Here is a 25,336-nt window from a genome sequence, read left to right as displayed (position 1 = left end):
GCTTTCTGCACCCGCAAGATATGGTCGCCCCGAAATCTACAGGGGACATGTGCCATGAAAGATATCCTTTCCGAGCTGGAGGAACGCCGCCAGGACGCGCGGCTGGGCGGCGGACAGCGCCGCATCGACGCGCAGCACGGGCGCGGCAAGCTGACAGCGCGCGAACGGATCGAGCTTCTGCTGGACGAGGGCAGCTTCGAGGAGTTCGACATGTTCGTCTCCCACCGCTGCACCGATTTCTCGATGCAGGAGCAGCGCCCCGCGGGCGATGGCGTGGTGACCGGCTGGGGCACCATCAACGGCCGCATGGTCTATGTGTTCTCCCAGGACTTCACCGTCTTCGGCGGCTCGCTCAGCGAAACCCACGCCCAGAAGATCTGCAAGATCATGGACATGGCGGTGCAGAACGGCGCGCCGGTGATCGGCATCAATGATTCCGGCGGCGCGCGCATCCAGGAAGGCGTTGCTTCGCTTGCAGGCTATGCCGAGGTGTTCCAGCGCAACATCATGGCCTCCGGCGTGGTGCCGCAGATCTCGGTGATTATGGGGCCCTGTGCGGGCGGCGCGGTCTATTCCCCCGCGATGACCGACTTCATCTTCATGGTGAAGGACACCTCCTACATGTTCGTGACCGGCCCCGACGTGGTGAAGACGGTGACCAACGAGGTGGTGACGGCCGAGGAACTCGGCGGTGCCTCCACCCACACCAAGAAATCCTCCGTTGCCGACGGCGCCTTTGAAAACGACGTCGAAGCGCTGGCCGAAGTCCGCCGCCTGGTCGACTTCCTGCCGCTCAACAACCGCGAAAAGCCGCCGGTGCGCCCCTTCTTTGACGAGCCGGGCCGCCTGGAGGACAGCCTCGACACGCTGATCCCGGAAAACCCGAACACGCCCTACGACATGAAGGAACTCATCACCAAGGTGGCGGACGAGGGTGATTTCTACGAGATCCAGGAGGATTTCGCGAAGAACATCATCACCGGCTTCATCCGTCTCGAAGGCCAGACCGTGGGCGTTGTCGCCAACCAGCCGATGGTACTGGCGGGCTGCCTGGACATCGACTCCTCGCGCAAGGCCGCGCGTTTCGTGCGCTTCTGCGACTGTTTCGAGATCCCGATCCTGACCTTCGTCGACGTGCCGGGCTTCCTGCCGGGCACCTCCCAGGAATACGGCGGCGTCATCAAGCACGGCGCCAAGCTGCTGTTTGCCTATGGCGAAGCCACCGTGCCGAAGGTCACCGTGATCACCCGCAAGGCCTATGGCGGCGCCTATGACGTGATGGCCTCCAAGCACCTGCGCGGCGATTTCAACTACGCCTGGCCCACCGCCGAGATCGCGGTGATGGGCGCCAAGGGCGCGACCGAGATCATCCACCGCGCCGATCTGAACGATCCCGAGAAGATCGCGGCCAAGACCAAGGAATACGAAGACCGCTTCGCCAATCCCTTCGTCGCGGCCGAGCGCGGCTTCATCGACGAGGTGATCATGCCGCATTCCACCCGCAAACGGGTCAGCCGGGCTTTTGCTTCGTTGCGCAACAAGAAGCTGAAGAACCCGTGGAAGAAGCACGACAACATTCCGCTGTGAGAGGCTGATGGAACGCGCGCCGAACATAGCTGTCTACCCGCCGGCCGTGTCGGTGGCTGCGCCTCTTCTGGCAGTGGCGCTGGAGTGGGCGGTGCCGCTGGGCCTCCTGCCCGCGGCGGGCAGCCCGGCAATCCTGTTGCCGGGCATCGCCGTGCTGGGCGGGGCGGGGCTGCTGGCCTGGTCCGGAGTGCGCGCTTTCCAAGCGGCTGAAACCAACGTGGATCCGCGCCGGCCGGCGCTCGCTCTGGTGCGCGGCGGTCCTTTCCGGGTCTCCCGGAATCCGATGTATCTGGGGATGGTACTGTTTCAGATCGGGCTGGCGCTGACCTTTTCCCTCGATTGGGCGCTTCCGGGCGCGCTCGGAGTCTGGGCCTTTTTGCATTTCGGCGTGGTGCTGCGCGAGGAGGCCTATCTCACCAGCCGCTTCGGTCAGGCCTACCGGGATTATCTCGCAAAGACGCGGAGGTGGCTATGACACAGGCGGACAGGCCGCATCTTCCGGATCGGGCGGGAACCAGGACGCTGGGCCGGTTGTTCTCCAGAAAAGGAGGACGCTATGACCAAGGACCACGGACCGTCGATCAAGGACGACGAGACCTACGAAAGCCTGCGCGAGGACGGTGCGTCCAAGCAGAAGGCCGCCCGGATCGCCAATGCCCAGGCCAGCAGCAGCCAGTCTCCCTCGAAAAAGGGCGGCAAGCAGCCGCCCTACGAGGAATGGACCAAGGACGAATTGTACGCGCGCGCCCAGGAGCTGGAGATCGAGGGGCGCTCGGACATGAACAAGGACGAGCTGATCGAGGCGCTCAGGAACAGCTGAGCGCGGCCGGGCAGGGGGCTTCTGCCTGCCCGGAATTCGGGCGCCTGCAGGCGTCTCTGCCTGCAATCGAATCAATGTTTGACTTGTTGGGCGAATCGGCCCCATGATCCGCCGCAGCCGGATATGGTCAGCGCGCGCCAGGTGCGCAGCGCCAGCAGCCCCGGCCGGAGGAGCCCGCCTCGGCGGGGGCTGGGGCTGCGGATATCCGTCTATTTCCCACGCTTTCCTGTCTGCTCTGGCTGCCTGTCTGGCAGCAATTCATCCCGCCGCTGCCGCCTCGGAGGTGGGTCAGCCCCTGTCTGCGGTGCCTTCGGGGCAGGTGGTGACGCTTTCGGAAGTTCTGCTGGACGACGCGCCGGGCGAGGTCTGGGCCCGCTTCCGCTTCATTGCCCCGGCGATTGCACGCGAGGGCGGCAGCCTTGGCCATGAGGAAGCCGCGCCGGACATGGATCACCTCTGCCGCGCGCTTGCTCTGCCTTATCTGCGCGCGAACGGTCTCACCGCGGCACGGGTGGTGATTTCGCTTGCGGACCGGGCGCTGCCCTTCGGCAGCCGCGACAGCGCCGCCACTCAGTTTTTTGAAACCTACCGCCCCGATGGCGCCGAGTGCGTGTGGGAGGGCCTGTGATGACGCCGCAGATTTTTTCCTCCGGTCGTCCCGTTGCTGCAGTGCGGCGTGCGCGGTTTCTTGCGTCTTCGCAGTCACATCGCGGCCAATTGGCGCAATTATCATGTGCATTACCCGTTTTCCCCGGTATTCTTGCTGCGGACGGCGTTTGCGCCGTCTTCACCATGAGGCTGAGGCACGTGAGGGGCCAGTCCCTTGCAGGTTTCACAATCAAATTCAGGAGACAGGAATGTCCAAAAGCATCAAGCTCATCGCCATGGCCGGCCTGCTGGCCGCTGTTGCCGCCTGCGCCCAGCAGGAAGAAGAATTCGTCGTTGTCGAGCCCGAGCCGGTCTCGCAGGAACCGGTCTTCACCGGCAAGTACAAGTAAACACTACAGGGGTCCGGCCCTGCGGCCGGCCCCCGCCGCCCCGCGGGGTGCCGGACTGGAGGCACCCAGATGCTGAAACACCGCGGGTTCCCCGGCCGCATGCCGGGGACAGATTACCAATTCACCATCCGCCGCCCGAACCCCAAGGGGGTGACGCCGCTGACCCGGCGCGAGCGCTACCGCGACCGCAAGGCGGTGGACCGGCGCGCCGATGCCCTGTTCATGCAGGCGCTGTGGGAGCAGTTCGGCGACCAGCCTTTCGAGCGCGGCAATCTCGATGCAGGCCGCCTCAGCTGGCTGTTCGGCCGCGAGGTGCTGCCCGCCGAAGACCCGTTTGACCCGGAAAGCTACGAGGCGCTGCTGGTCATCGACGAAAGCGCCGCGCGTGCGTCTTTCCCGGAGGCTTTTGGCTGATGGCTGGGCCTTGGGCGCATATTCCGGCGGCGGCCGCGCAGGCATCTCTGCACGGCGCGCCCTGGCGCCCTGTGGCCCCTGGCCGGCGGCCCGGCTCAGAAGTTGAGCTGCAACGCCACCTGTACCCGGTCGCCGTCGAAGCTGCGGCCGGTGGCAGCATCGTTGCGCTCGCCAAAGATGTACTCCGCCCCCAAGGTCAGATTGTCGGTCAGATCATAGAAGGCGTTGACGTGGATGGTCTCCAGCTCGGTAAAGGACAGGGTCCCGGTCGAGGTCGGCAGGTCGTATTCCTCCCTGCCGTAGGCAATCCCGAGATTCCAGCCCGCTCCCACGTCCTGGCGGAACTCCACCGTGTAGCCATCAACATCGTTGGCCTGGCCGCCCACGATGGCGTCCGCGAGGCCGATCATCAGCGGGCCGATGGCCTCGCCGGTGACATAGGTGACTTGGAACAGCCCGCCGCTCCATGGCCGCACAGCGCCGGAGAGGGTGATCCCGGTCTGGTCAACCTCCACGCTGCCGCTTTCGGCGGTGCCGTAGAGCCCGGCAATCCGCGCCGTGTACTGGTCGTTGCTGAACTGTGCGGCAGCGGTCACGATCGGGTCGCTGGAGGGCACGGCGCTCTCCTCGACCGACACGCTGAAGGCAAACCCGTTGTCGAAGCTGTTGCTGTAGCGCACCTGCGGTTTCCGCGCGAAAGCAATGCCGACCGGGCCGTTGAACTCAACCGAGGTTGGGTATTCGTTGATCGGCATGAAGTTGGTCCAGGTTTGGCCGACCAGCCAGTTTTCCCCGATTTCCACGTTGGCGTGGCGCACCCGCAGTTCCGGCGTGCTGCTCGAGCCTCCGAACAGATCCAGTTCCAGCTGGCCGCGGATTTCGCCGATAGCGCTTTGCGTACTTGTGCGGAGGCCCAGGCGCGATTGGCGGATGGTACCGTCAAAACGGCCGTTCGTGGCGCTGGCGGGCTCGCCGATCACGTTGACGAAGGCGCTGTCGCCCTGATCGAAATCGAAGTCGTAAAAGAAATCGGCCTTCACATAGCCGTAGATGTCGATTGTGGTGCCGCCGAGCCGGAAATCGCCGGGCCCCGCGGACGAGGCCGCAGCCGCCTCCAGCGCTTCGATGCGGGCGCGCAACGCGTCAAGCTCAGCGCGCTGATCGCTCTGCGCGGCGGCTGCGCCGGCCAGCAGTGCCCCGGTCGCAAGCGTGGCCGCCCCATAAATCAACTGTCCCCTGTCCAGCGGTGTCATGAGAAATTCCCTCCTCTCTCTCTCCCGAAGAAAGAGGCTGCTACACGCCGCAGAAGCGGGGAAGTCACAACAATGCGATCATCCGTGAAAATCCGGTCGCGCGGAAGTGACGAATTTTCACGGTCCGTGCACGGCGGCGTAAGGCCGCGACCCAAACCCTTGCTGGCGCTCGCAAGCTTGTCACACCGAGGCTGCCCGGGATCACGCCGATCACCCGGCGGGCGGGCAAGCTGTCACGAGGAAGTTACAAAGCTCCACGGTCTGCGCAACCCCAGCGGGGCGACTCGGGTCGGCGTGATCCTGCACGGCATCGCAAATATTGGGCGGGAACCTGCCAAAATCCGGGGGGGCGGGACTCCGGTGCATACAGGTGCGTTCCGTAAAGGCATCGTGAACACAGCAGCGCAACCTTGCTGCTGTGCCGAGCATCTGTTCCGGCCCAGACGCCTGACCGGGCAGGCCTGTGCCCCCAACTGTGGCCTGCCCGCGTTTTCCCCCCTTGATGCAGCGGCAACCGCTTGCCACATCCCCCCCCGGATGTGGCAAGCCTCCGCCGATCCGGCTGCCCGCCTGAGCTGTAGCTTGCAAGTCCCTGCACCGCTTGCAAAATCCCGCGGGAATAATATGTCCCCCGAAGAAGGATCTCAAGAATGCGGGCAAAACCTCTTTACGCGGCAGCGGCGCTCTGTGCTCTTCTATCCGCCTGTGGCGACACCACGGGCGAGCGGCTCATCTATGGGGCTGGCGCCGGCGCGGCGGGTTCGGCGCTGCTCAACGCCAACCTGGTCACCGGTGCCGCGGTCGGCGCAGCCGCAAACCTCGTCTATTGCCAGGAAAACCCGCACCGCTGCTGAGGCACCTGCTTCCCGTCCGCTGACCCGCCGGCCGCTGCCGGCCGCATATACATCACCGCAAACGCCGCGCCCGGAAAGCCTCCGGGGGCGGCGTTCTGCGTTCCGGAACACCAAGAAACAAGGGACTGCCTATGTTTGAAAAGATCCTGATCGCCAACCGGGGAGAGATCGCCTGCCGCGTCATCAAGACAGCGCGCAAGATGGGCATCAAGACCGTGGCCATCTACTCCGACGCCGACAGGCACGCGCTGCATGTGAAGATGGCGGATGAGGCCGTTCACATCGGCCCGCCGCCCGCCAACCAGTCCTACATTGTGATCGACAAGGTGATGGAGGCTATCCGCGCAACCGGCGCGCAGGCGGTGCACCCGGGCTATGGTTTCCTGTCCGAGAACTCCAAATTCGCTGAGGCGCTCGAAGCTGAGGGCGTCGCCTTTGTCGGCCCCCCGAAGGGCGCAATCGAGGCGATGGGCGACAAGATCACCTCCAAGAAGATCGCTCAGGAGGCAGGCGTCTCCACCGTGCCCGGCTACATGGGACTGATTGCCGACGCTGACGAGGCGGTGAAGATCTCCAACGAGATCGGCTACCCGGTGATGATCAAGGCTTCCGCCGGCGGCGGCGGCAAGGGCATGCGCATCGCTTGGAACGACGAAGAGGCCCGCGAAGGGTTCCAGTCCTCCAAGAACGAGGCGGCGAACTCCTTTGGCGACGACCGGATCTTCATCGAGAAATTCGTCACCCAGCCGCGCCACATCGAGATCCAGGTGCTCTGCGACAAGCATGGCAACGGCATCTACCTGGGCGAGCGCGAATGCTCGATCCAGCGCCGCAACCAGAAAGTGGTGGAAGAGGCGCCGTCGCCCTTCCTCGACGAAGAAACCCGCCGCGCCATGGGCGAACAGGCCGTCGCACTGGCCAAGGCCGTGGGTTATACAAGCGCGGGCACCGTGGAGTTCATCGTCGATGGGGAGAAGAACTTCTACTTCCTGGAGATGAACACCCGCCTGCAGGTGGAACACCCGGTGACCGAACTGATCACCGGCGTTGACCTGGTGGAGCAGATGATCCGTGTCGCCGATGGCGGCGAGCTGCCGCTGCGCCAGGAGGACGTGAAGCTCACCGGCTGGGCGATCGAGAACCGCCTATATGCCGAAGATCCCTACCGCAACTTCCTGCCCTCCATCGGCCGCCTGACCCGCTACCGCCCGCCGCAGGAAACCGCGGCCGGCCCGATGCTGGAAAACGGCAAGTGGCAGGGGGACGCGCCTGCGGGCAATGTCGCCGTGCGCAACGACACCGGCGTCTTCGAGGGCGGCGAGATCTCGATGTACTATGACCCGATGATCGCCAAGCTCTGCACCTGGGCGCCGACCCGGGAGGAGGCGATCGAGGCGATGCGCATCGCGCTCGACAGTTTCGAGGTCGAGGGCATCGGCCACAACCTGCCGTTCCTGTCGGCGGTGATGGATCATCCGAAATTTGTCTCGGGCGACATGACCACTGCCTTTATCGCCGAGGAATTCCCGGACGGCTTCAACGGCGCCACCCTCCCGGAGGATGATCTGCGCAAGATCGCGGCTTCCTGCGCGGCGATGCACCGGGTTGCCGAAATCCGCCGCACGCGCGTGTCCGGCCGGATGGATAACCACGAGCGCAAGGTGGGCACCGATTGGGTGGTGTCGCTGCAGGACCAGTCCTACAACGTGGTGATCGCGGCAGACCGGGATGGCGCCACGGTCAAGTTCGAGGACGGGGCCGAGCTTCGCGTGACCTCGGAGTGGACCCCGGGCGATCAGCTGGCGACGCTCGATGTCGACGGGGAAACGCTGGTGCTGAAGACCGGCAAGATCACCCAGGGCTTCCGCATCCGCTCCCGCGGGGCCGATATGAAGGTCCACGTGCGCACCCCGCGCCAGGCTGAACTCGCGGCGCTGATGCCGGAGAAACAGGCGCCTGACACCTCCAAGATGCTGCTCTGCCCGATGCCCGGCCTGATCGTGAAGGTCGACGTCGAAGTGGGACAGGAGGTCCAGGAGGGCCAGGCGCTCTGCACCGTCGAGGCGATGAAGATGGAAAACATCCTGCGCGCCGAACGGCAGGGGGTGGTCGCCAAGATAAACGCAGGACCCGGCGACAGCCTCGCGGTTGACGATGTGATCATGGAATTCGAGTGATGCATCACGGGGCGGGAATAGGCATGCGGGCAGCGGGGCTTTGGGCCCGGCCTGCCGGTGCCGGCCTGCGGCGCGGCTCTGCCGCGGCAGGGCCTGCCCCGTGCACCGAATCTTCAGCATTTTCCGGCAACCTTCCGGCGTCTGACGTTTCGAAGGTGCCGTATGCTGCGCACACTGCTCTGCCTGCTGGCCGCCCTGGCCGCCCTTTCCGGCTGCGCGCTGGACGAGGAGACGGCGCTGCGCGCCCGGCTTGCGGGTTGGGTGGAACTGGGGGAGACCTATTTCTTCCGTTCCTCGATGAGCTGCACCGCCGCTGTCTTCCACACCGGCGAAAGCCCGCGGATCACCTCGCTGGTGGAGCGCGCGCGCTCGCTGGAGACCGGCATGAAGATGCTGGGGGAGGGCCGGCCGGTGGTGTTTGCCGTGGCCGGGAAGTCCCCCAATGCCTTGACGGAAGCGATCATGTCGCGCGACCTGCCGCAGGGGCTGGGGGTGCTGAACTCCGGGCTGGCGGGTCTCAGCTGCATGAGCGATCTGGTCAAGGCGATCTACTACCAGGCCATTCGCAATCCGGCGTCAAAACTGGTGTTTGTGCCGGAGACCCGGGCCATGCTGGTCTTGGACAGGCAGGCGATGGCGCTGATCTACGTGCGCAGCAACGGCTAGGCTGCGGTTTCACGGAAGTGCTGCGGCGGCCGGGAAGGCGTCGGCCAGCGCCTTCACGCAGTTCCCGACCCGCGTTTGCGCCGCGCGCAGGCGGCTTGGACCGAGAGGTGGCTCAGCTGCCGCGCCGCTCTTCCACCTCGCGCAAGCGCTCCGGGAACTTGTCGATGGTGCGGGTGATCTCGCGCACCGTCCAGGGGTGCGGTTTCCGCAGCTTCACGCCGCCGTCCTTGCCCACAAGCACCAGCATGAAACCGCGCGGGCGCAATTTCGTGCGCAGCGCCGAGCGCGCCGAAGGGTCGGTATCGGTCAGCACCACCACGTCCCGCTCCAGAAGCATCTGCGCGCCCTGCGTCAGCCGCTCCATCTGCTCCTGGAAGCGCGGGTCCTCGGGGCTGTCGGCAAACACTACGACGGGACGGTGCTTCCAGCGGAAATCCTCCAGCACCGCGTCCTGCCCCGGCTGCACCAGCGCCGGCGCGCCTTCGTCCTGGGCCCAGGCGGCCAAAGGAAGAAAGCCTGCCAAAACAATGGTTAGGATGGGTCTCATGATTTCTCCTGTCCCGTTGAATATATGCGCAGCGGCGGCGAATGCGACCGTGAAACCAGGGACCAGCGCAAAAAATATCATCGTTAACGGCTTCGAGAGGGGTTGCCTGCCATGATCCGGCCATTCCCCTTGACCGGGCTGCGGTCCGCGGCCCCCGAGCAGAGGCCCCGTCGCACGATGAAACTCATCCTCCACACCGGCGCCCACCGCTGCGCCACCACCTCCTTCCAGGAATACCTGCGCCAAAACGCGCCCGTGCTGGCGCCGCAGGGGCTGGCCGTCTGGGGGCCCCAGCGTACCCGGAACGGGCTGTTCCATGGTATCCAGCCGGGGCCCGCGGCCGCAACCGGGCGCAACCTCGCGCGGCGCGCGGGCGGGCGGCTGCGGCTCCACCTAGAAGCCTGCCGCAGCGAGGGGCTGCAGCAGCTGCTGATCAGCGACGAGAACATGCTCGGCACCCTGCGGGAAAACCTGCGCCTTGGCGCGCTCTATTGCGGCGCGGGGGAGCGCATGGCACGCTTTACCGAAGCTTTTGGCGGCGCGGTGACGGATCTGGCGCTCAACATCCGCAGCCTGGAGAGCTACTGGACCTCCGCGCTCACCTATGCGGTGGCGCGTGGCCACAAGGTGCCGCCTGCAGCGCAGCTGGCGCGGCTGGCAGCTGCGCAGCGCAGCTGGCGCGACGTGATCACCGACATTGCCTGCGCCACGCCCGGGGTGCGCCTGCATGTGCTGCCGTTTGAGACATTCGGCCCCCGGCCGGAGGCGCAGCTGGCGGCGCTCACCGGCCTCCCGGCGCCGCGCACCCACGCGCGGGTGCGGCTTAACGCAAGCCTTTGCCTGCAGGATATGCGCGCCAGCCTGCCCGCAGCCGCCGCCGCCCGCCTGCCCGACGGCAGCGGCCGCTGGCGCCCCTTTAGCGAGGCCCAGGCTGCCGCGCTGCGCGAGGCCTACGCGGATGACATTCTATGGCTGGCGGCCGGTGCCGACGGCATCGCCACGCTGGTGCAGGATCCGGATAAACAGGCGGCGGGCCAGAACCCGCCCCGCACAGACCTGACAAGAGGAAGACCTGATGACGAACAAAGACGAATGGCGGGCTCTGGCTGAGAAAGAGCTGCGCGGCCGGGCGGTTGAGGATCTCAATTGGCAGACACTGGAAGGTATCGAGGTCAAGCCGCTCTACACCGAAGACGACACCAGGGACCTGCCCCACATGGGCTCCCTGCCGGGGTTTGCGCCATTCACGCGCGGCGTCAAGGCCACGATGTATGCCGGCCGGCCCTGGACCATCCGCCAGTACGCGGGCTTCTCCACGGCAGAAGAATCCAACGCCTTCTACCGCCGCAACCTGGCTGCAGGCCAGCAGGGGGTTTCGGTCGCCTTCGACCTGGCCACCCACCGCGGCTATGACAGCGACCACCCGCGCGTGGTCGGCGATGTCGGCAAGGCAGGCGTTGCCATCGACTCCGTCGAGGACATGAAGATCCTTTTCGACGGCATCCCGCTCGACAAGGTCTCGGTTTCGATGACGATGAACGGCGCGGTGATCCCGGTGCTGGCGTCTTTCATCGTCGCCGGTGAAGAGCAGGGCCACGACAAGTCGGTCCTGGCGGGCACGATCCAGAACGACATCCTCAAGGAGTTCATGGTCCGCAACACCTACATCTATCCGCCTGAGCCTTCGATGCGGATCATCTCGGACATCATCGGCTATACCTCCGACCACATGCCGAAGTTCAACTCGATCTCGATTTCCGGCTACCATATGCAGGAGGCGGGCGCGAACCTGGTGCAGGAGCTGGCCTATACCATTGCCGACGGGCGCGAATACGTGCGTGCGGCGCTGGAGGCCGGCATGGACGTGGACAAGTTCGCCGGCCGCCTGTCGTTCTTCTTTGCGATCGGCATGAACTTCTTCATGGAAATCGCCAAGCTGCGCGCCGCCCGCACCTTGTGGCACCGGGTGATGACCGAATTCGGCGCCAAAAACGAACGCTCCAAGATGCTGCGCACCCATTGCCAGACCTCGGGCGTCAGCCTTCAGGAGCAGGACCCCTACAACAACGTGATCCGCACTGCCTATGAGGCGATGTCGGCGGTGCTCGGCGGCACCCAGTCCCTGCACACCAACGCGCTGGACGAGGCCATCGCGCTGCCCACCGACTTCTCCGCCCGCATCGCCCGCAACACCCAGCTGGTGCTGCAGGAGGAAACCGGCGTCACTAACGTGGTCGACCCGCTGGCCGGCTCCTACTACGTCGAAAGCCTCACCAACGAGCTGGTCGAGAAGGCCTGGGCGCTGATGGAAGAGGTCGAGGAGATGGGCGGCATGACCAAGGCGGTCGAGTCCGGCATGCCCAAGCTCCGGATCGAAGAAAGCGCTGCCCGCCGCCAGGCGATGATCGACCGCGGAGAGGAAGTGGTCGTCGGCGTCAACAAGTACCGCAAGGAGAAGGAAGACCCGATCGACATCCTCGACGTCGACAACCACGCGGTGCGCGACGCCCAGATCGCCCGCCTGCAGAAGATGCGCGGCACCCGCGACGAGGCGGCCTGCACCGCCGCGCTCGATGAGCTTACCCGCCGCGCCAAGGAAGGCGGCAACCTGCTGGAGGCCGCGGTAGAGGCGGCCCGTGCCCGTGCTTCAGTCGGAGAAATCAGCATGGCGATGGAAAAGGAATTTGGCCGCCACCGCGCCGAGGTGAAAACCCTGGCCGGTGTCTACGGCGCGGCTTACGAGGGCGACGAGGGCTTTGCCGCGATCCAGAAGTCGATCGAGGACTTTGCCGCCGAGGAAGGCCGCCGCCCGCGGCTTCTGGTGGTCAAGATGGGCCAGGACGGCCATGACCGCGGCGCCAAGGTGATCGCCACCGCCTTCGCCGACATCGGCTTCGACGTCGACGTGGGACCGCTGTTCCAGACCCCCGAGGAAGCCGCGCAGGACGCGATCGACAACGACGTGCATGTGATCGGAATTTCCAGCCAGGCGGCAGGCCACAAGACGCTGGCGCCGCAGCTGGTGGAGGCGCTGAAGAAGGAAGGTGCAGGTGACATCATCGTTATCTGCGGTGGCGTGATCCCGCAGCAGGATTACGAGTTCCTCTACTCCAAGGGCGTCAAGGCGATCTTCGGTCCCGGCACCAACATCCCGGAGGCGGCGCAGGACATCCTGAAGCTGATCCGCGAGGCCCGCAGCTAAGCAGAACAAACCGCGGGCAGGGCAGGGGCTCCCGCGCCCGCTGCGGTCTTGGGCTGCGCAGCGGGCCCCTGAGGGGCCCGCTGCTGCCGCGCGCGCCGCAGGCGCGCGCGGCCCCGCCCAACGGGAGCGGATGCGCATGGGCGCACCCGGCGACGGGCGGGAGCGCTCCGGCTCCCTCTGCGGGGGGCTGCTGCCGCGGTTTGCTGACGCTTGCCCCCTGGAAACGCCGCCGCTTCGTATTAAGCCTTGGCAGGCGCAGCACTATGGCGGGAGAAAGCCAGCATGGCAGGACACGAACGGGCGCAGATCCTCGCCGGAATGGGAGCGGGAGCGATCTGGGGCGTTGCGGTCACCGGACTGCCTCTTTGGCTGGGCCTGCCCTGTCTTCCGTCGCCGGCCGCCCTGCCTATCGCCTTGCTGGGTCCGGGGGTGTTTCTCGCGTTGCTGATTGGCCGCCTTGCCCAGCGGCGTTTCTTCGATGACAGACTGATCGATGGCGCGGCTCCGCCGCCGGGCTCGCGCGCCGATACCGATCAGCGGGTTCTTACCAACACGGTGGAGCAGCTGCTCCTGGCTCTCGCGTTATGGCCCTTTGCCGCCGTGACGCTCGGCGGAGCCGTCGCGATTTCGCTTGGCCTGTCGTTCACGCTCATGCGGGTGCTGTTCTGGGCCGGATATCACCGGTCTCCTCCGCTGAGGGCCCTCGGCTTCGCCGGTACATTCTACCCGACGGTCATCGCCACCCTCTGGGCGGCGGTGCAGTGGTTCTAACCCGTCCCGGACGGCGGCGCCTGCATTCCCGTCTTGCGCCGCCGCGCTTTGCCGTTAGTCTTCGCCCCAAAAAGGAAGGGGCGTGCAATGAGGCTTGATCATCTGGCCGTGGCGGGCGGGACGCTGGAGGAGGCCGTGGCCCATGCGGAAGAAGCTTTGGGCATCACGCTCGGCCCCGGCGGCAGCCATCCGCGGTTTGGCACCCGCAACCGCCTGACCGGGCTGGAAGACGGGCTCTACCTCGAGGCCATTGCCATCGACCCGTCACAGCAGCCGGAGGAACGGCCGCGCTGGTTCAACCTCGACCGCTTTGAAGGCCCGCCGCGGCTGAGCAACTGGATCATCCGCAGCGGGGACCTGGCGGCGGAGCGGCATCTGCTGCCGGAGCACGCGCAACGCTGCCTGCAGATGCAGCGCGGCGGTCTGAACTGGCTGATGACGGTGCCGGAAGATGGGCTGCTGCCCTTCGCCAACCTGTTTCCCGCTGTGCTGCAGTGGCAGAGCCCGCCGCCCGCCGGGCAGCTCCCGCGGTCCGGCTGCCGCCTGCGCCGCCTCGTGCTGGCGCATCCCGAGGCCGGGGCGCTGCGGCAGGCGTTGGACCGGATCATCGATGACCCGCGCGTGGTGGTGGAGCCGGGCACCCCCGCGCTTGCGGCGGAGTTCGACACGCCGCACGGGCCCCGGGTGCTCGGATGACGGTGCGCCCGGCCGATCCCGGCGACGCCGTTGCCATCGCCCGCATCTACAACCGCATCGTGCGCGACACGCTGGTGACCTTCACCACGGTGGAAAAGCCGCCCGAGGCCATCGCGGCAGAGATTGCGGAGCGGAAAGGGCGTTACTTCGTGGCAGAGGCCGGCGGCGCGGTGGAAGGGCTTGCCTACTTCGGCGCCTTCCGCAGCGGCCCGGGCTATAAGCATACCGCGGAGCTGACGATCTACCTGTCCGCTGGCGCCCAAGGGCGCGGACTGGGCCGGGCCTTGATGCAGCGGCTGGAGCAGGCGGCCGCGGATTCGGGCATCCGGGTGCTCGTGGCGGGGATCAGCGGCGCCAACCCCGGCGCGCAGGCGTTCCACGCCGCGCTTGGCTTCACCGATGCCGGGCGCTTGCCGGAAGCGGGATACAAGCATGGGCAGTGGCTTGATCTTGTGCTGATGCAGAAAAATCTCGCCGCACCGCGAAAAAGCGGGCCTGACAGCAGCGGCAAAGACGCCTAATCTGGCGCTATGTCCCTGTGGTCCCGCATTTCTGACGCGCTGGCGGCGCTGGCCAAAGGCGAAAGCCTCGCCGAAGTATTCGACCGGCTGCGCGCGCCGCCGGAACGGTCGGTTGGCTTTGCTATCGCGGTGATTGCGCTCGGGGCCAAGATGGCCAAGGCGGACGGCCTGGTGACCCGGGACGAGGTTGCGGCCTTCCGCGAGGTGTTCCAGATTGCCCGGGAGGACGAAGCCGGTGCGGCAAGGGTCTTCGATATGGCGCGCACTGATGTGGCGGGCTACCAGGAGTACGCCGCCCGCATCCAGCGCATGTTCGCCGATGATCCGCAGACGCTCTGCGACCTGATGGAGGGGCTCTTTCACATCGCCATGGCGGACGGGGCTTACCACCCGGGCGAGAACGAGTTCCTGGAGGAAGTAAGCCGGATCTTCGGCCAGTCACCGCAGCAGTTTCAGGCCCTGCGGGCGCGGTTCGTGCCGGATGCGCCCAAAGACCCCTACACCGTGCTTGGCGTCACCCCTGACATGCCAGTGGAAGAAATCCGCAAGCACTGGCGCCGCCTGGTGCGCCAGACCCATCCCGATCAGATGCTGGCCCGCGGGGTCCCCAAGGAGGCAGTACGGCTGGCCGAAAAGCGGATGATCGACATCAACCGCGCCTGGGAAGAAATCAGCAGCACCAGCGCCCATGCGTCTGGCGACCTATAACATCGAGTGGTTCTCGGCGCTTTTCGACCGGGAGGACAGGCTGATCCTGGATGGGAAGCCCTCGCGCCGGCACGGTGTGGACCGTTACACCCAGGGCCACGCCATCGCGCAGGTTCTGCAGAGGCTCGATGCGGACGCGGTCATGGTGATCGAGGCGCCCAACACCGGCCGCACCCAGCGCAGCACACGCGCGCTCGAAGCCTTTGCCGCCGAAGCCGGCCTGCGCGCGCGGGAGGCAGTCAGCGGCTTTCCCAATGACACCCATCAGGAAATCACTCTCATCTACGATCCGGACGTGCTGGATGCGGTGCACGATGCCCGGGCCAGCGACGCGGTGCCGCGGTTTGACGGGGTGTTCGCGCCAGGAGCCTTCGCAGGCGCGCAGCCGGGCGAGACGCGGTTTTCCAAACCGCCGCTGGAGCTTGCGGTCACTACCCGGGGCGGCACCCGCCTGCGGATGATCGGTGCGCATCTGAAGTCCAAGGCGCCGCACAGCGCCCGCAGCGGCTCGGAGATCCCCCGCGTCGCCATCTCCAGCCGCCGCAAGCAGCTGGCGCAGGCGCTCTGGCTGCACCGGCGGGTGGCGGAGCATGTGGCCGCGGGGGAGCATGTGGTGGTGCTTGGCGATCTCAACGACGGGCCGGGGCTTGATGAATACGAGCGCCTGTTCGGTCAATCGACGGTGGAGATCGTGATGGGCGATCTGCTGACCGACCCCCATGCGGAAACTATGCTGCAGCCGCACCCGCAATCGCTGCCGACCACGTCGCGGTTTTTCAATACCGAGACGCAGCGCTACTTCTGCGCGCTGCTGGATTATGTGCTGATTTCCCGCAGCCTCATGGGGTTTTCGCCGGTTTGGCGGATTTGGCACCCGTTCGAGGATGCAGAATGCTACGCGGATGAGGATCTGCGCCAAGCGCTTCTCGATGCCTCGGATCACTTCCCGGTCACGCTGGATATCGCACTGCGCTAACGTTCCGCCGGTTCTTAACTTGTCCGCCGGACCGCCTATATTGGACGCATGAAACAGATTGTCCTGCCCGCCGTGATCCTGGCCGCCCTGGCCGCGCCGCTTTCTGCTCAGGAGACTGGCGGGGCGCCCGATGGCGGCGGAAACGGCTCCGGCCTGATGCAGCGCGGGGCAGAGATGTTCTGGGAAGGCCTGCGCAAGGAGATGGCACCGGCGCTGGAGGAATTTCAGGGACTGATGCAGGAGGTCGGCCCTACGCTCGGCGCGTTTCTCAGCGAAATGGGCCCCGCGCTGGCGGAAATCGCCCGCGAGGTGGAGGACTGGAGCGTCTACGAGCTGCCGGAAAAGCTGCCCAATGGGGATATCATCATCCGCCGCAAGCCCGACGCTCCGAAGCCTGAAGCCGAGCCGGATACAGGCCCGGGTGCGGGGCCTGATGGGGGCGTGCCGCTGGGGCCGGACAGCGGAATCGACATTTAGCCCCGGGCCGCGCCCCGCGCCTGGGCCGCAGGGCCGGGCGTGCCAGCGTCCTGCCCGCCGTTGATATCCAGGCTCTCCCCGGGTTGCGCGGCTTCGGTTTCCTTGAAGGTGACCGTCACCTCAGCCTCCAGCGCCTTCACCAGGGACTGCAGCCGCGATTCCGCCACTTCGCCGTACAGCGGCCGGGCCGAGGCGGGGAGTTCCACATGAAGGAGCCGCTTGCGGGGCTGCCAGCGCATCCGGCCGATGTCGGCCTTGCCGTTGACCATCAGCATTGCGCCGAAGCGCATCGCCCTGCCGAGAATCTCCGCCTCCTCCTGGCCGCGCTCGTTCAAGAGCCCGTAGAGGTGCTCGAAGGCCGTGCCGTGGCGTTTGTTGCTGTAGCGGTGCAGCAGGGCGAGCCCGAGGAAGACGCGTTCCGAGTGTTTCAGCCCCCCGAGGTTCGCGCGCGTCGCGTTGTCGAAACACACCTCGGCGCGGTAGTCGGGATGGGCGCGCCAGCTCACATCGTGCAGCAGGCAGGCGGCCTTCACCAGCCGCTTCTTGCCATGCCGGGCGGTCGAGAACAGCGGGCTCACGAAATCATAGAGCGTTTTGCCGAAACCGGGGATGCGGGCGTCCTTGGCCTCGGCAAAGCGGGATGCCTCGATCAGCGGGTCGCGCTCGCGCAGGCGCTGCGGCATCTGCTCGTAAAGCAGCCCCTCGCGGATGCCGTAGCTGGAGACCGCGATATCCTTGGGTTTGAAGGTCTTGATCAGCTTGGTGAGCACGTCAATCGCGTAAGGTACCAGTGACATGCGGGTATTCGAGATACCGCATTCGGTGCGCAGCTTAGCAGGGTCTTTCTCTTCGATGTAACGCGCGGTCTCGCGCACGTCGGAGGCCGACATGCGGTATTCGTGCAGCACCTTCAGAGGGTAGCCGCGCCGGGCCATGTCGATCCGGGCGATGGCGCGCCAGCTGCCGCCGACCAGGAACAGCCGGTCGCGCTGGGTGCCCATTTCCGCTTTCAGCTCCTCCATCACCGAGGAGATGTGCTTCTTGCGTCCGCGGCGGCCGCCCTTCACGTCACGCAGCTTCAGGGGGCCGAGCGAGGAGGTGACCCGGCGGCCGACCTTGCCGTCGTGGATCTCCGCCAGCTCCATGGAGGAGCCGCCGATATCGCAGATCAGCCCGTAGGCACCGGGCCAGCCCAGGAGCACGCCCTGTGCGGACAGCCGGGCTTCCTCGCGCCCGTCGATGACGTGAATCTTCAGCCCGGTTTCGCGAAGCACCTCGGCACAGAAATCCGGCCCGTCCTCGGCGTCGCGCACCGCGGCGGTGGCAACAGCCGACAGTGGCGGCAGATCCATGCCCCGGGCGAGGCCCTGGAAGCGGCGCAGCGCGGACAGTGCCCGTGCCCGGCCCTCGGGGTTGAGGCGGCCGGAGTCCGACAGGCCAGCGCCCAGAGCGCACATGATCTTTTCGTTGTAGAAATAGGCGGGACTGCGCGCGGCGCCGTCAAACACTACCAGCCGGACCGAGTTCGAGCCGACATCCACCACACCGACCCGGGACAGCGCGCGCGCGCCGGGATCGTCGAACAGGGGGCGGCCGAAGGGCCCCCAATCGGTGCTGGCGCTGGTGGCGGGGTCCTGGGTCACGTTCATGACGGCTCCGTCCTCTTGGTTCGGGCAGGCCGCCCGGGTCTTTCTGTTCAGTATCCGTGGCGGCCGCTGAGCGAAGCCAATCCGGGGCGGATTTGCGCCGCAGAATCCGCGGGCAGGATGGGCGAAGGGGGCAGGGCGGTCAACCGGCTGCCGCCGCCGGTGCCGCATGCACAATTCTCACGTCGGGCCGCTCGGTCATCACCCGCACCGCGAGCGGCCGCGACAGGGTGCGGTTTTCTGCCAGCGACAGCCGGTCCAGCCGGTCGACGATGCGCGCGGCGGCGGCAAAGGAGCGGTCCATATGCGCCACCAGATAGGGAATCACCTCGGGCTTCGGGGCGATCTGGCGGTCGTTGAACAGCTTTGCCAGCACCACTGCGAGCAGCTGGTCATCGGGCGGCTGCAGCTCGGCATGGGTGGCGGCCTGCACCCGGCTTTGCAGGTCGGGTAGCGTCAGGCCCCAGAGGTTGGGTGCCGACTGTCCGGTCAGCACCAGCTGGTGGCCGTTTGCCAGAACAAGGTTGTGCAAGTGGAACAGCGCCTTCTGCCGCCGCGCGTCGCAGGCGATCTGCGGCACATCCTCCACCGCCAGCGGCCCGCGCGCGAGGTCCGGCACCGTTTCCAGACGCAGCCGGGCGGCATCGACGATGCGGGCGCCCGACTGGCTTGCCCAAACATGGGTCAGATGGGTCTTGCCGGATCCCTTGGGCCCGGTCAGCACCAGCTTGCCGCTGGGCCAGTCAAAGGCCGGGTCCAGCAGCGCCACCGCCATTGCGTTGGAAGGCGCGACAAAGAAGTCATCCCGCCCCAGCGCCGGTTTTGCCGGGAGATCGAAGCTCAACTGCTGTGCCATGGTCTTATTCCGCGTCCCCGTAGCTCTTCCCGCGGTAGAGCTGGCTGTCGAGGTACTGTTCGGTCAGAAAGCGCGCGATGACGCCGAACGCGGCCGCCACCGGCACCGCCACCAGCATGCCAACAAAACCGAAGAGCGCCCCGAAGACCGACAGCGCGAGCAGCAGCCACACCGGGTGCAGCCCGACCGAGTCGCCCACCAGCTTGGGGGTGAGGACATTGCCCTCGATCACCTGGCCCGCGACAAAAATCGCTGCAACCAGCCCGATCGAAAGCCAGTCGCCCCAGAACTGGAACAGCGCAAGCCCAATCGCCAGCGCGCCGCCTATCACCGCGCCCAAATAGGGGATGAAGGTGACCAGACCGGCGATGAAGCCGATCGCCAGGCCGAAGTTCAGCCCCACCAGCATCAGCGCCACAGCGTAATAGGTGCCGAGGATCAGGCAGACCGTTCCCATACCGCGGATGAAGGAGGCGAGCACCTCGTCGATCTCGCGGGCGAGACGGCGGATCACCGGCTGGTGGTCGCGCGGCAGCAGCGCGTCGATCCGGGCCACCATCCGGTCCCAGTCCAGCAGCAGGTAGACCGACACCACCGGCACGATCACCAGAAGCACCACGACATTCAGCAGCGATACTGCGGAGCCCGCCACAGATTGCAGCAGCGCGCCTGCGCGCGATTGCAGGGCCTCCGCCATCGAAGTCACCGTCTGATGCAACCGCGTATCCTCCTCGAAGATGGAGGGAAAATGCTCGATTGCAAAGGTTCGAGCGTCGCGCACAAGTTCAGGCAGCACCTCGGCCAGGTCGATCATCTGGTAGATCAGCGTCGGCACCACCAGCACCACCAGCGCCAAAAACAACAGAAGCGCACCCACGGTGATGGTGGCGGTAGCGCCCGCGCGGCTCATCCCCCAGGCCTCCAGCCGGTCAGCCACCGGGTCAATCATATAAGCAATGGCGCCAGCCAGCACAAAAGGCAGCAGCACATTGCCAAGCGCCCAGAGCACCACCACGAAAACCGCCGCGGCGACGCTCCAGTAAATCATCTGTTTCTGTGCCGGAAGAGCCATCGCCGAACCGCCTGCCTTTACCGTAATGCCGTCTGCATCCGCGCTTCAGTCTTCCCCCATGGCCGGGGGCCATGCAAGGGGCGGGGGCCAATCGCCTGTGGGCAAGCCGGGGATAGACCGGGATTCCCTCTGGATAGCCTGTGGCAAAGCCGGCTGCCGTCGTGGCAGGCCGCTATGCGGCAGCTCCCGGCACGACAGCCCGCGCGCGGCCGGCAATGCCGGATTGCCTGTGCGGCGGCGATGCCTTAGACCGCACGGGAAACCTTCGTGAGAATGAGACCGACATGCGCCTGTCCCGTTATTTTCTGCCTGTTCTGAAAGAGACGCCCTCCGAAGCCCAGATCGTCAGCCACCGGCTGATGCTGCGCGCCGGCATGATCAAGCAAGCCTCCGCCGGGATCTATTCCTGGCTGCCGCTCGGCTTCAAGGTTCTGAAGAAGATTGAAACCATCGTGCATGAAGAACAGATGCGCGCCGGCCATGTTCCGATGCTGATGCCGACGCTGCAATCGGCTGATCTCTGGAAGGAATCGGGGCGCTACGACGATTACGGCCAGGAGATGCTGCGCATTCAGGACCGCCACGGCCGCGACATGCTTTACGGCCCCACCAACGAAGAGCTGATCACCGACATCTTCCGGTCGCATGTCTCCAGCTACAAGGACCTGCCGCTGACGCTCTACCACATCCAGTGGAAGTTCCGCGACGAAATCCGCCCGCGCTTCGGCGTGATGCGCGGCCGCGAGTTCTACATGAAGGACGGCTACAACTTCGACCTCACCCGGGAAGACGCGCTGCACGCCTACAACCGCCACCTGGTGAGCTACCTGCGGTCGTATGAGCGGATGGGTCTGCAGGCGATCCCGATGCGCGCCGACGGCGGGCCGATCGGCGGCGACTACACGCATGAGTTCCTGGTGCTGGCCGAGACTGGCGAGTCGGAAGTTTTCTACGATTCCGCAGTGACCGATCTCAGCTTTGGCGACCGGGACATCGACTACGACAACGTGGATCAGTGCCAGGGCGTCTTGGAGGAGTTCACGTCGAAATACGCCCGCACCGATGAGACCCACGACGAAGCGGTGTTCATGGAGCAGGTCCCGGAAGAGCGCCGCCGCTTTGCCCGCGGTATCGAGGTCGGGCAGATCTTCTACTTCGGCACCAAGTATTCCGAGGCGATGGGCGCCACCGTGCAGGGGCCTGACGGCAAGCCGGTGCCGGTGCACATGGGCTCGCATGGCATTGGCGTCTCCCGCCTGCTGGGCGCCATCATCGAGGCCAGCCACGACGACAAGGGCATCATCTGGCCCGAGGGCGTCACTCCGTTCCACTGCGGCATCGTGAATCTGAAACAGGGTGACGAGCAAGCCGATGCCGCGTGCAACCAGATTTACACGGCGCTGACGGCCGCGGGCCTGGAGCCGCTTTACGACGACCGCAACGAGCGCGCGGGCGGCAAGTTCGCCACCATGGATCTGATCGGCCTACCGTGGCGCATCACCGTCGGCCCGCGCGGTCTGAAGAACGGCGTGGTGGAACTGACCTCGCGCCGCGCCGGCGAAAGCGAGGAGCTGAGCCCGGAAGAGGCGGTGAAGAAAGTGGCGGAGATCTACGCTGGCCACATGACCGGCCGCGGATTTTAAGGTGCCGGGAAAGGCACTGAAGAAAAAGGGAGCCAAGCGGCTCCCTTTTTTCTTCCCTGCTGGGGCGGCGCCGCCAGGAGTTTAAAGGAAAACTCTTGAAAATCTCTTTCCCGGAATAGCCCTGCTGCATTGGCGCGGCAGCACGTCACAGCCGGCACAGCCCGCGGGCGGCGAGCAGGGCCAGCTGAAAATCCTCTGGGCTGCCGGTGGCGCGGGCCAGTACGATGGCACCCTGGATGAGCGCGACCACCTGGGCGGCCGCCGCGCTGGCATCCGCTGCGGCCATGCCGCCCCGGGTCAGGCAGCTTGCGAGGCTCTGCACCCAGCGGCTGAAGTAGGCGCGGACTTCAGCGGCAAACCGGTCACGCGTGCCGTCCAGCGCAAACGCGCCGACCAGGCATATGCGCCCGCCCTCGCGGAAATACTCGGTCACCGCGTCGAACATCTGAACTAGCGCCAGAGCCGGGGCGTCCTGTTCCAGGGGCTCGAAGATATTGCGCGCAAACCAGGCGTCCACGTGGGTGAGCACTTCCCGCGCCATCTCCTCCTTGCCGCCGGGAAACAGGTGGTAGAGGCTGCTGCGCCCGAGCCCCGTCGCCGCCACGATCCGGCCGATGCTGGCGCCCTCAAAGCCGTGGCTGCGGAAGACTTCCGAGAGGGCAGGGAGGATATCGGCCCGCGCCGCCGTCTGCATCGTGCTCATCCGGCCCGTGTGCCGGGCCGGACCGGGTAACGCCCGCCGCTGAGCCGGTGGTAGAGCGCAGCCATCGCAACCAGTACCGCCGCGCCCGAAATCACCGGAAACAGCAGAAAGCCCAGCCCGGGATCGCTGGCAAAGACCACCAGCGGATCGGCGCCCGCGGGCGGATGGGTGAGCCGCAGAAGCGCCATCGCCGTGATCGCCAAGCCCACCGCAAGAGCCATGGCCCAGCCGCTGTCCGGCAGCAAAGCATTGGCAGCAAGCCCGATCAGCGCCGCCACCGCATGGCCGCCGATCACGTTGGCGGGCTGCGACAACGGGCTGGCGGGCACCAGGAACAGCAGCACGCAGCTCGCACCGAAGGGCGCCATGAGCAGCATCAGCTCGGCCTGCTGCGGCAGGAGCGACAAGCTGGCGATGGCAAGAATCCCGCCGAACCCGGCGGCAAGTGCGGGAAACAGGGGGGCGCGGGGACGCGCAAGGGAGAGGATACGGCGCATGAAGGCTCCTGAGGTGGATATGTCCGGGATCGACACCAAGCAAGTTGGAATGATCGTTCCACCCTGTAACGGTCATTCCAAGATTTGCGAACCCACTTTCCCGTGACCGCGCTCCCTTCCGGCGCCCCAAGCCGCATCCGTGCTGGCAGCATTTGCATTCAAAAGCACAGAACCGCCGCCGCGCACGGGCATTCGCTTGACCCTTTTCCTGCCCGCTCATAGGGTTGCGCGCACTTCATGAGACGGCAATAGACCGGAGCACACATGGCCACCACACCCCCGCCGTTTTCCCGTTTCGAATGGATGATCGCCTGGCGGTACCTGCGTGCCCGCAAAGCTGAGGGCGGGGTCTCGGTTATGACTTGGATCAGCCTGATCGGCATCACGCTTGCGGTCTTTGCGCTAATCGCAACGCTGGCGGTGCGCTCGGGCTTCCGTTCGGAGTTTGTCGGTACCATCCTTGGAGCCAATGCCCATATCACTGTCTATTCGCATGGCGAAGTGAACGCGGCGGGCATCCTGGACCGATCCCTGCGCGATTATGAAGCGCTCGCCGGGCGCATCGCCGCGGTGCCCGGCGTTACCCGCGCAGCGCCCTTGGTCAAGGGGCAGGTAATGGCCAACGCGCGGCAGCGCAACGCGGGCGTCGAGGTCTTCGGTATCTCGGCCGGAGACATCCGCACCATCCCCGCGGTGGCGGAGAGCAGCGAGGCGCTAGGCGATCTGGCCCGTTTCGAGGAGGGCATCGCGCTTGGCTCGGGCGTGGCGCGGGAGCTGGGCGTGAACATCGGAGACAAGATCAAACTGATCTCACCCAACGGAATTAAGACCGCCTTTGGCACCAGCCCGCGGGTGAATGCCTACGAAATTGTCTACATCTTCACTGCGGGCCGATATGACATCGATCGCACCCGCGTGTACCTGCCCTTTGCCGAAGCGCAGAGCTTCTTCAACCGGGAGGGCGCGGCAGATGAGATCGAGGTGATGGTGGCAGACCCGGAAAACGTCGAAGGCCTGGTGCTGCCGGTTCTTGAGGCGGCGGGCGGCGCGGCTGCGGTCTGGACCTGGCGCGATGCCTCGGGTGGATTCCTGCGCGCGCTGGAGGTGGAGGACAACGTTATGTTCATCATCCTTTCGATCCTGGTGCTGATCGCGGCGATGAACATCGTCTCGGGCCTGATCATGCTGGTCAAGAACAAGGGCCGCGATATCGGTATCCTGCGCACGATCGGCCTCAGCGAAGGCTCGGTGATGCGGGTGTTCTTCATCTGCGGCGCCTTTACCGGAGTGCTTGGAACGCTGTTTGGCGTCGTTCTGGGCTGCCTGTTCGCGCTCTATATCGACCCGATTTTCTCCTTCGTGAACTACATGATGGGCGGCGGGGTCTGGGACCCGTCGATCCGCGGCATCTATGCGCTGCCGGCCGAACTGCGGCTCGGCGATGTGCTGTCGGCGGTGGCGCTGGCGCTGGGGCTGTCCTTTTTCGTGACCATTTTCCCGGCCCGCCGCGCGGCACGGCTGAACCCGGTGGAGGCACTGCGCTATGAGTGAGATCACACTGGAGCTGGACGGGATCACCAAGTCCTACCTGCGCGGCACCCCCGGCGAGGTGGAAGTGCTGCGCGGCGCCGACCTGGCCTTGCAAGCGGGCGAAGTGGTGGCGCTGGTGGCACCGTCGGGGGCGGGCAAGTCGACGCTCCTGCATATCGCGGGACTGCTGGACACGCCGGATGCGGGCTCGGTGCGGGTCGCGGGCGAGGATGTGGGCAGCAGGGGCGACCGCCGCCGCACCCGGGTTCGGCGGCAGGAAGTGGGCTTTGTCTACCAGTTCCACCATCTCTTGCCCGAGTTTACCGCCGCCGAAAACATCATCCTGCCGCAGCTGGCCAATGGCGCGTCACAGAAGTCCGCCGCGGCGCGGGCCGAGGATCTTCTGGCGCGTGTCGGACTCGCTGCGCGCGCCGGGCACCGGCCAGCGGCGCTGTCGGGAGGCGAGCAGCAGCGGGTGGCTTTCTGCCGCGCGCTTGCCAACGCGCCGCGCATCCTCCTGGCGGATGAACCCACCGGTAATCTCGACCCGGCCACTTCAGATCAGGTGTTCGCTGCCCTGATGGAACTGGTGCGCGGCACCGGGCTGTCGGCGTTGATCGCGACCCACAACCTGGAGCTTGCGGCGCGGATGGACCGGCAGCTCCGGCTGGAAAACGGGATGTTGCAACCGGCCTGACGTCTGCAGGGCGAGCGACTTGCCC

General features: G+C 66.1%; 27 protein-coding genes. 20 read left to right on the top strand and 7 right to left on the bottom strand.

Features of this window, described 5'->3' with window-relative positions; genetic code table 11:
• Positions 1-54 precede the first annotated feature (54 nt).
• From ACOHWE_RS04815 to ACOHWE_RS04790, 6 genes are all read left to right on the top strand, one after another.
• Positions 55-1,587, top strand: coding sequence for an acyl-CoA carboxylase subunit beta (locus tag ACOHWE_RS04815; RefSeq protein ID WP_420664534.1), 1,533 nt, complete (start codon positions 55-57; stop codon positions 1,585-1,587).
• A 7-nt stretch (positions 1,588-1,594) separates the two neighbouring features.
• Positions 1,595-2,062, top strand: coding sequence for a methyltransferase family protein (locus ACOHWE_RS04810; RefSeq protein ID WP_420664532.1), 468 nt, complete (start codon positions 1,595-1,597; stop codon positions 2,060-2,062).
• An 81-nt stretch (positions 2,063-2,143) separates the two neighbouring features.
• Positions 2,144-2,407 (top strand): DUF7218 family protein, encoded by a 264-nt coding sequence (locus tag ACOHWE_RS04805; protein ID WP_420664531.1) that lies wholly within the window; start codon positions 2,144-2,146, stop codon positions 2,405-2,407.
• A 283-nt stretch (positions 2,408-2,690) separates the two neighbouring features.
• The gene (locus ACOHWE_RS04800) at positions 2,691-3,035 is read left to right on the top strand and encodes a DUF6497 family protein (protein WP_420664529.1); all 345 of its coding nucleotides are present in this window, start codon (positions 2,691-2,693) and stop codon (positions 3,033-3,035) included.
• Between the two features lie 229 nt (positions 3,036-3,264).
• The gene (locus ACOHWE_RS04795) at positions 3,265-3,405 is read left to right on the top strand and encodes a hypothetical protein (protein WP_420664528.1); all 141 of its coding nucleotides are present in this window, start codon (positions 3,265-3,267) and stop codon (positions 3,403-3,405) included.
• Between the two features lie 69 nt (positions 3,406-3,474).
• Entirely contained in the window at positions 3,475-3,819 is a 345-nt protein-coding gene (locus ACOHWE_RS04790) for a hypothetical protein (protein ID WP_420664527.1), read from the top strand.
• Positions 3,820-3,914: 95 nt separating this feature from the next.
• Here the strand turns inward: ACOHWE_RS04790 and ACOHWE_RS04785 are convergent, their stop codons facing one another.
• A complete protein-coding gene (locus ACOHWE_RS04785; protein ID WP_420664526.1) occupies positions 3,915-5,072 on the bottom strand; it encodes a DcaP family trimeric outer membrane transporter in 1,158 nt (385 codons plus the stop codon).
• Positions 5,073-5,722: 650 nt separating this feature from the next.
• On the opposite strand from ACOHWE_RS04785, the gene ACOHWE_RS04780 reads away from it, so the two are divergent.
• The 3 genes from ACOHWE_RS04780 (at position 5,723) to ACOHWE_RS04770 (ending at position 8,769) form a co-directional block, all read left to right on the top strand.
• Entirely contained in the window at positions 5,723-5,926 is a 204-nt protein-coding gene (locus ACOHWE_RS04780; RefSeq protein WP_420664524.1) for a hypothetical protein, read from the top strand.
• A 131-nt stretch (positions 5,927-6,057) separates the two neighbouring features.
• Positions 6,058-8,103 carry an acetyl-CoA carboxylase biotin carboxylase subunit gene (locus ACOHWE_RS04775; protein ID WP_420664522.1) on the top strand — a complete coding sequence of 682 codons (2,046 nt, stop codon included), beginning with the start codon at positions 6,058-6,060 and terminating at the stop codon, positions 8,101-8,103.
• 162 nt (positions 8,104-8,265) lie between these two features.
• Entirely contained in the window at positions 8,266-8,769 is a 504-nt protein-coding gene (locus ACOHWE_RS04770) for a hypothetical protein (RefSeq protein ID WP_420664520.1), read from the top strand.
• 112 nt (positions 8,770-8,881) lie between these two features.
• On the opposite strand, the gene ACOHWE_RS04765 is transcribed toward ACOHWE_RS04770, so the two are convergent.
• Positions 8,882-9,316: a DUF4174 domain-containing protein gene (locus ACOHWE_RS04765; RefSeq protein WP_420664518.1), complete on the bottom strand. Its 435-nt coding sequence runs from the start codon at positions 9,314-9,316 to the stop codon at positions 8,882-8,884.
• A 177-nt stretch (positions 9,317-9,493) separates the two neighbouring features.
• On the opposite strand from ACOHWE_RS04765, the gene ACOHWE_RS04760 reads away from it, so the two are divergent.
• From ACOHWE_RS04760 to ACOHWE_RS04725, 8 genes are all read left to right on the top strand, one after another.
• A complete protein-coding gene (locus ACOHWE_RS04760) occupies positions 9,494-10,426 on the top strand; it encodes a hypothetical protein (protein WP_420664517.1) in 933 nt (310 codons plus the stop codon).
• A complete protein-coding gene (gene scpA, locus ACOHWE_RS04755) occupies positions 10,392-12,518 on the top strand; it encodes a methylmalonyl-CoA mutase (RefSeq protein WP_420664515.1) in 2,127 nt (708 codons plus the stop codon). The genes ACOHWE_RS04760 and scpA overlap by 35 nt, the downstream gene beginning before the upstream one ends.
• Before the next feature lie 282 nt (positions 12,519-12,800).
• Positions 12,801-13,289: an MAPEG family protein gene (locus ACOHWE_RS04750; RefSeq protein ID WP_420664514.1), complete on the top strand. Its 489-nt coding sequence runs from the start codon at positions 12,801-12,803 to the stop codon at positions 13,287-13,289.
• Between the two features lie 87 nt (positions 13,290-13,376).
• The gene (locus ACOHWE_RS04745; RefSeq protein WP_420664512.1) at positions 13,377-13,985 is read left to right on the top strand and encodes a VOC family protein; all 609 of its coding nucleotides are present in this window, start codon (positions 13,377-13,379) and stop codon (positions 13,983-13,985) included.
• The gene (locus ACOHWE_RS04740; RefSeq protein WP_420664511.1) at positions 13,982-14,506 is read left to right on the top strand and encodes a GNAT family N-acetyltransferase; all 525 of its coding nucleotides are present in this window, start codon (positions 13,982-13,984) and stop codon (positions 14,504-14,506) included. The genes ACOHWE_RS04745 and ACOHWE_RS04740 overlap by 4 nt, the downstream gene beginning before the upstream one ends.
• Positions 14,507-14,515: 9 nt before the next feature.
• The gene (locus ACOHWE_RS04735; RefSeq protein WP_420664510.1) at positions 14,516-15,214 is read left to right on the top strand and encodes a TerB family tellurite resistance protein; all 699 of its coding nucleotides are present in this window, start codon (positions 14,516-14,518) and stop codon (positions 15,212-15,214) included.
• Positions 15,195-16,190, top strand: coding sequence for an endonuclease/exonuclease/phosphatase family protein (locus ACOHWE_RS04730; RefSeq protein ID WP_420664509.1), 996 nt, complete (start codon positions 15,195-15,197; stop codon positions 16,188-16,190). The genes ACOHWE_RS04735 and ACOHWE_RS04730 overlap by 20 nt, the downstream gene beginning before the upstream one ends.
• A gap of 48 nt (positions 16,191-16,238) precedes the next feature.
• Entirely contained in the window at positions 16,239-16,667 is a 429-nt protein-coding gene (locus ACOHWE_RS04725; RefSeq protein ID WP_420664507.1) for a hypothetical protein, read from the top strand.
• Here ACOHWE_RS04725 and ACOHWE_RS04720 read toward each other — a convergent pair.
• From ACOHWE_RS04720 to ACOHWE_RS04710, 3 genes are all read right to left on the bottom strand, one after another.
• Complete coding sequence (locus ACOHWE_RS04720) at positions 16,664-18,316, bottom strand: Ppx/GppA family phosphatase (protein WP_420664506.1); 1,653 nt, start codon at positions 18,314-18,316, stop codon at positions 16,664-16,666. The genes ACOHWE_RS04725 and ACOHWE_RS04720 overlap by 4 nt on opposite strands.
• A gap of 139 nt (positions 18,317-18,455) precedes the next feature.
• On the bottom strand, positions 18,456-19,169 hold the full coding sequence (locus tag ACOHWE_RS04715; RefSeq protein WP_420664504.1) for an HdaA/DnaA family protein: 714 nt from the start codon (positions 19,167-19,169) through the stop codon (positions 18,456-18,458).
• Positions 19,170-19,173: 4 nt separating this feature from the next.
• Complete coding sequence (locus ACOHWE_RS04710) at positions 19,174-20,241, bottom strand: AI-2E family transporter (RefSeq protein WP_420664502.1); 1,068 nt, start codon at positions 20,239-20,241, stop codon at positions 19,174-19,176.
• 284 nt (positions 20,242-20,525) lie between these two features.
• Here ACOHWE_RS04710 and proS point away from each other — a divergent pair, with 284 nt between their 5' ends.
• Entirely contained in the window at positions 20,526-21,884 is a 1,359-nt protein-coding gene (gene proS, locus ACOHWE_RS04705; protein WP_420664501.1) for a proline--tRNA ligase, read from the top strand.
• A gap of 145 nt (positions 21,885-22,029) precedes the next feature.
• On the opposite strand, the gene ACOHWE_RS04700 is transcribed toward proS, so the two are convergent.
• Positions 22,030-22,587 (bottom strand): TetR/AcrR family transcriptional regulator, encoded by a 558-nt coding sequence (locus ACOHWE_RS04700; RefSeq protein WP_420664499.1) that lies wholly within the window; start codon positions 22,585-22,587, stop codon positions 22,030-22,032.
• The gene (locus ACOHWE_RS04695) at positions 22,584-23,084 is read right to left on the bottom strand and encodes an HPP family protein (protein ID WP_420664497.1); all 501 of its coding nucleotides are present in this window, start codon (positions 23,082-23,084) and stop codon (positions 22,584-22,586) included. The genes ACOHWE_RS04700 and ACOHWE_RS04695 overlap by 4 nt, the downstream gene beginning before the upstream one ends.
• Before the next feature lie 264 nt (positions 23,085-23,348).
• On the opposite strand from ACOHWE_RS04695, the gene ACOHWE_RS04690 reads away from it, so the two are divergent.
• Both ACOHWE_RS04690 and ACOHWE_RS04685 read left to right on the top strand, forming a co-directional pair.
• The gene (locus ACOHWE_RS04690) at positions 23,349-24,635 is read left to right on the top strand and encodes a lipoprotein-releasing ABC transporter permease subunit (RefSeq protein ID WP_420664496.1); all 1,287 of its coding nucleotides are present in this window, start codon (positions 23,349-23,351) and stop codon (positions 24,633-24,635) included.
• Positions 24,628-25,311, top strand: coding sequence for an ABC transporter ATP-binding protein (locus tag ACOHWE_RS04685; RefSeq protein WP_420664494.1), 684 nt, complete (start codon positions 24,628-24,630; stop codon positions 25,309-25,311). Before ACOHWE_RS04690 ends, ACOHWE_RS04685 begins: the two co-directional genes overlap by 8 nt.
• Positions 25,312-25,336: the final 25 nt, after the last annotated feature.

The organism is Cribrihabitans neustonicus (genome assembly GCF_048820895.1).
Taxonomy (GTDB): Bacteria; Pseudomonadota; Alphaproteobacteria; order Rhodobacterales; family Rhodobacteraceae; genus Cribrihabitans_A; species Cribrihabitans_A neustonicus.
The sequence above is the reverse complement of the archived record's forward strand: the minus strand, read 5'-3'. Positions and strand labels throughout refer to the sequence as shown.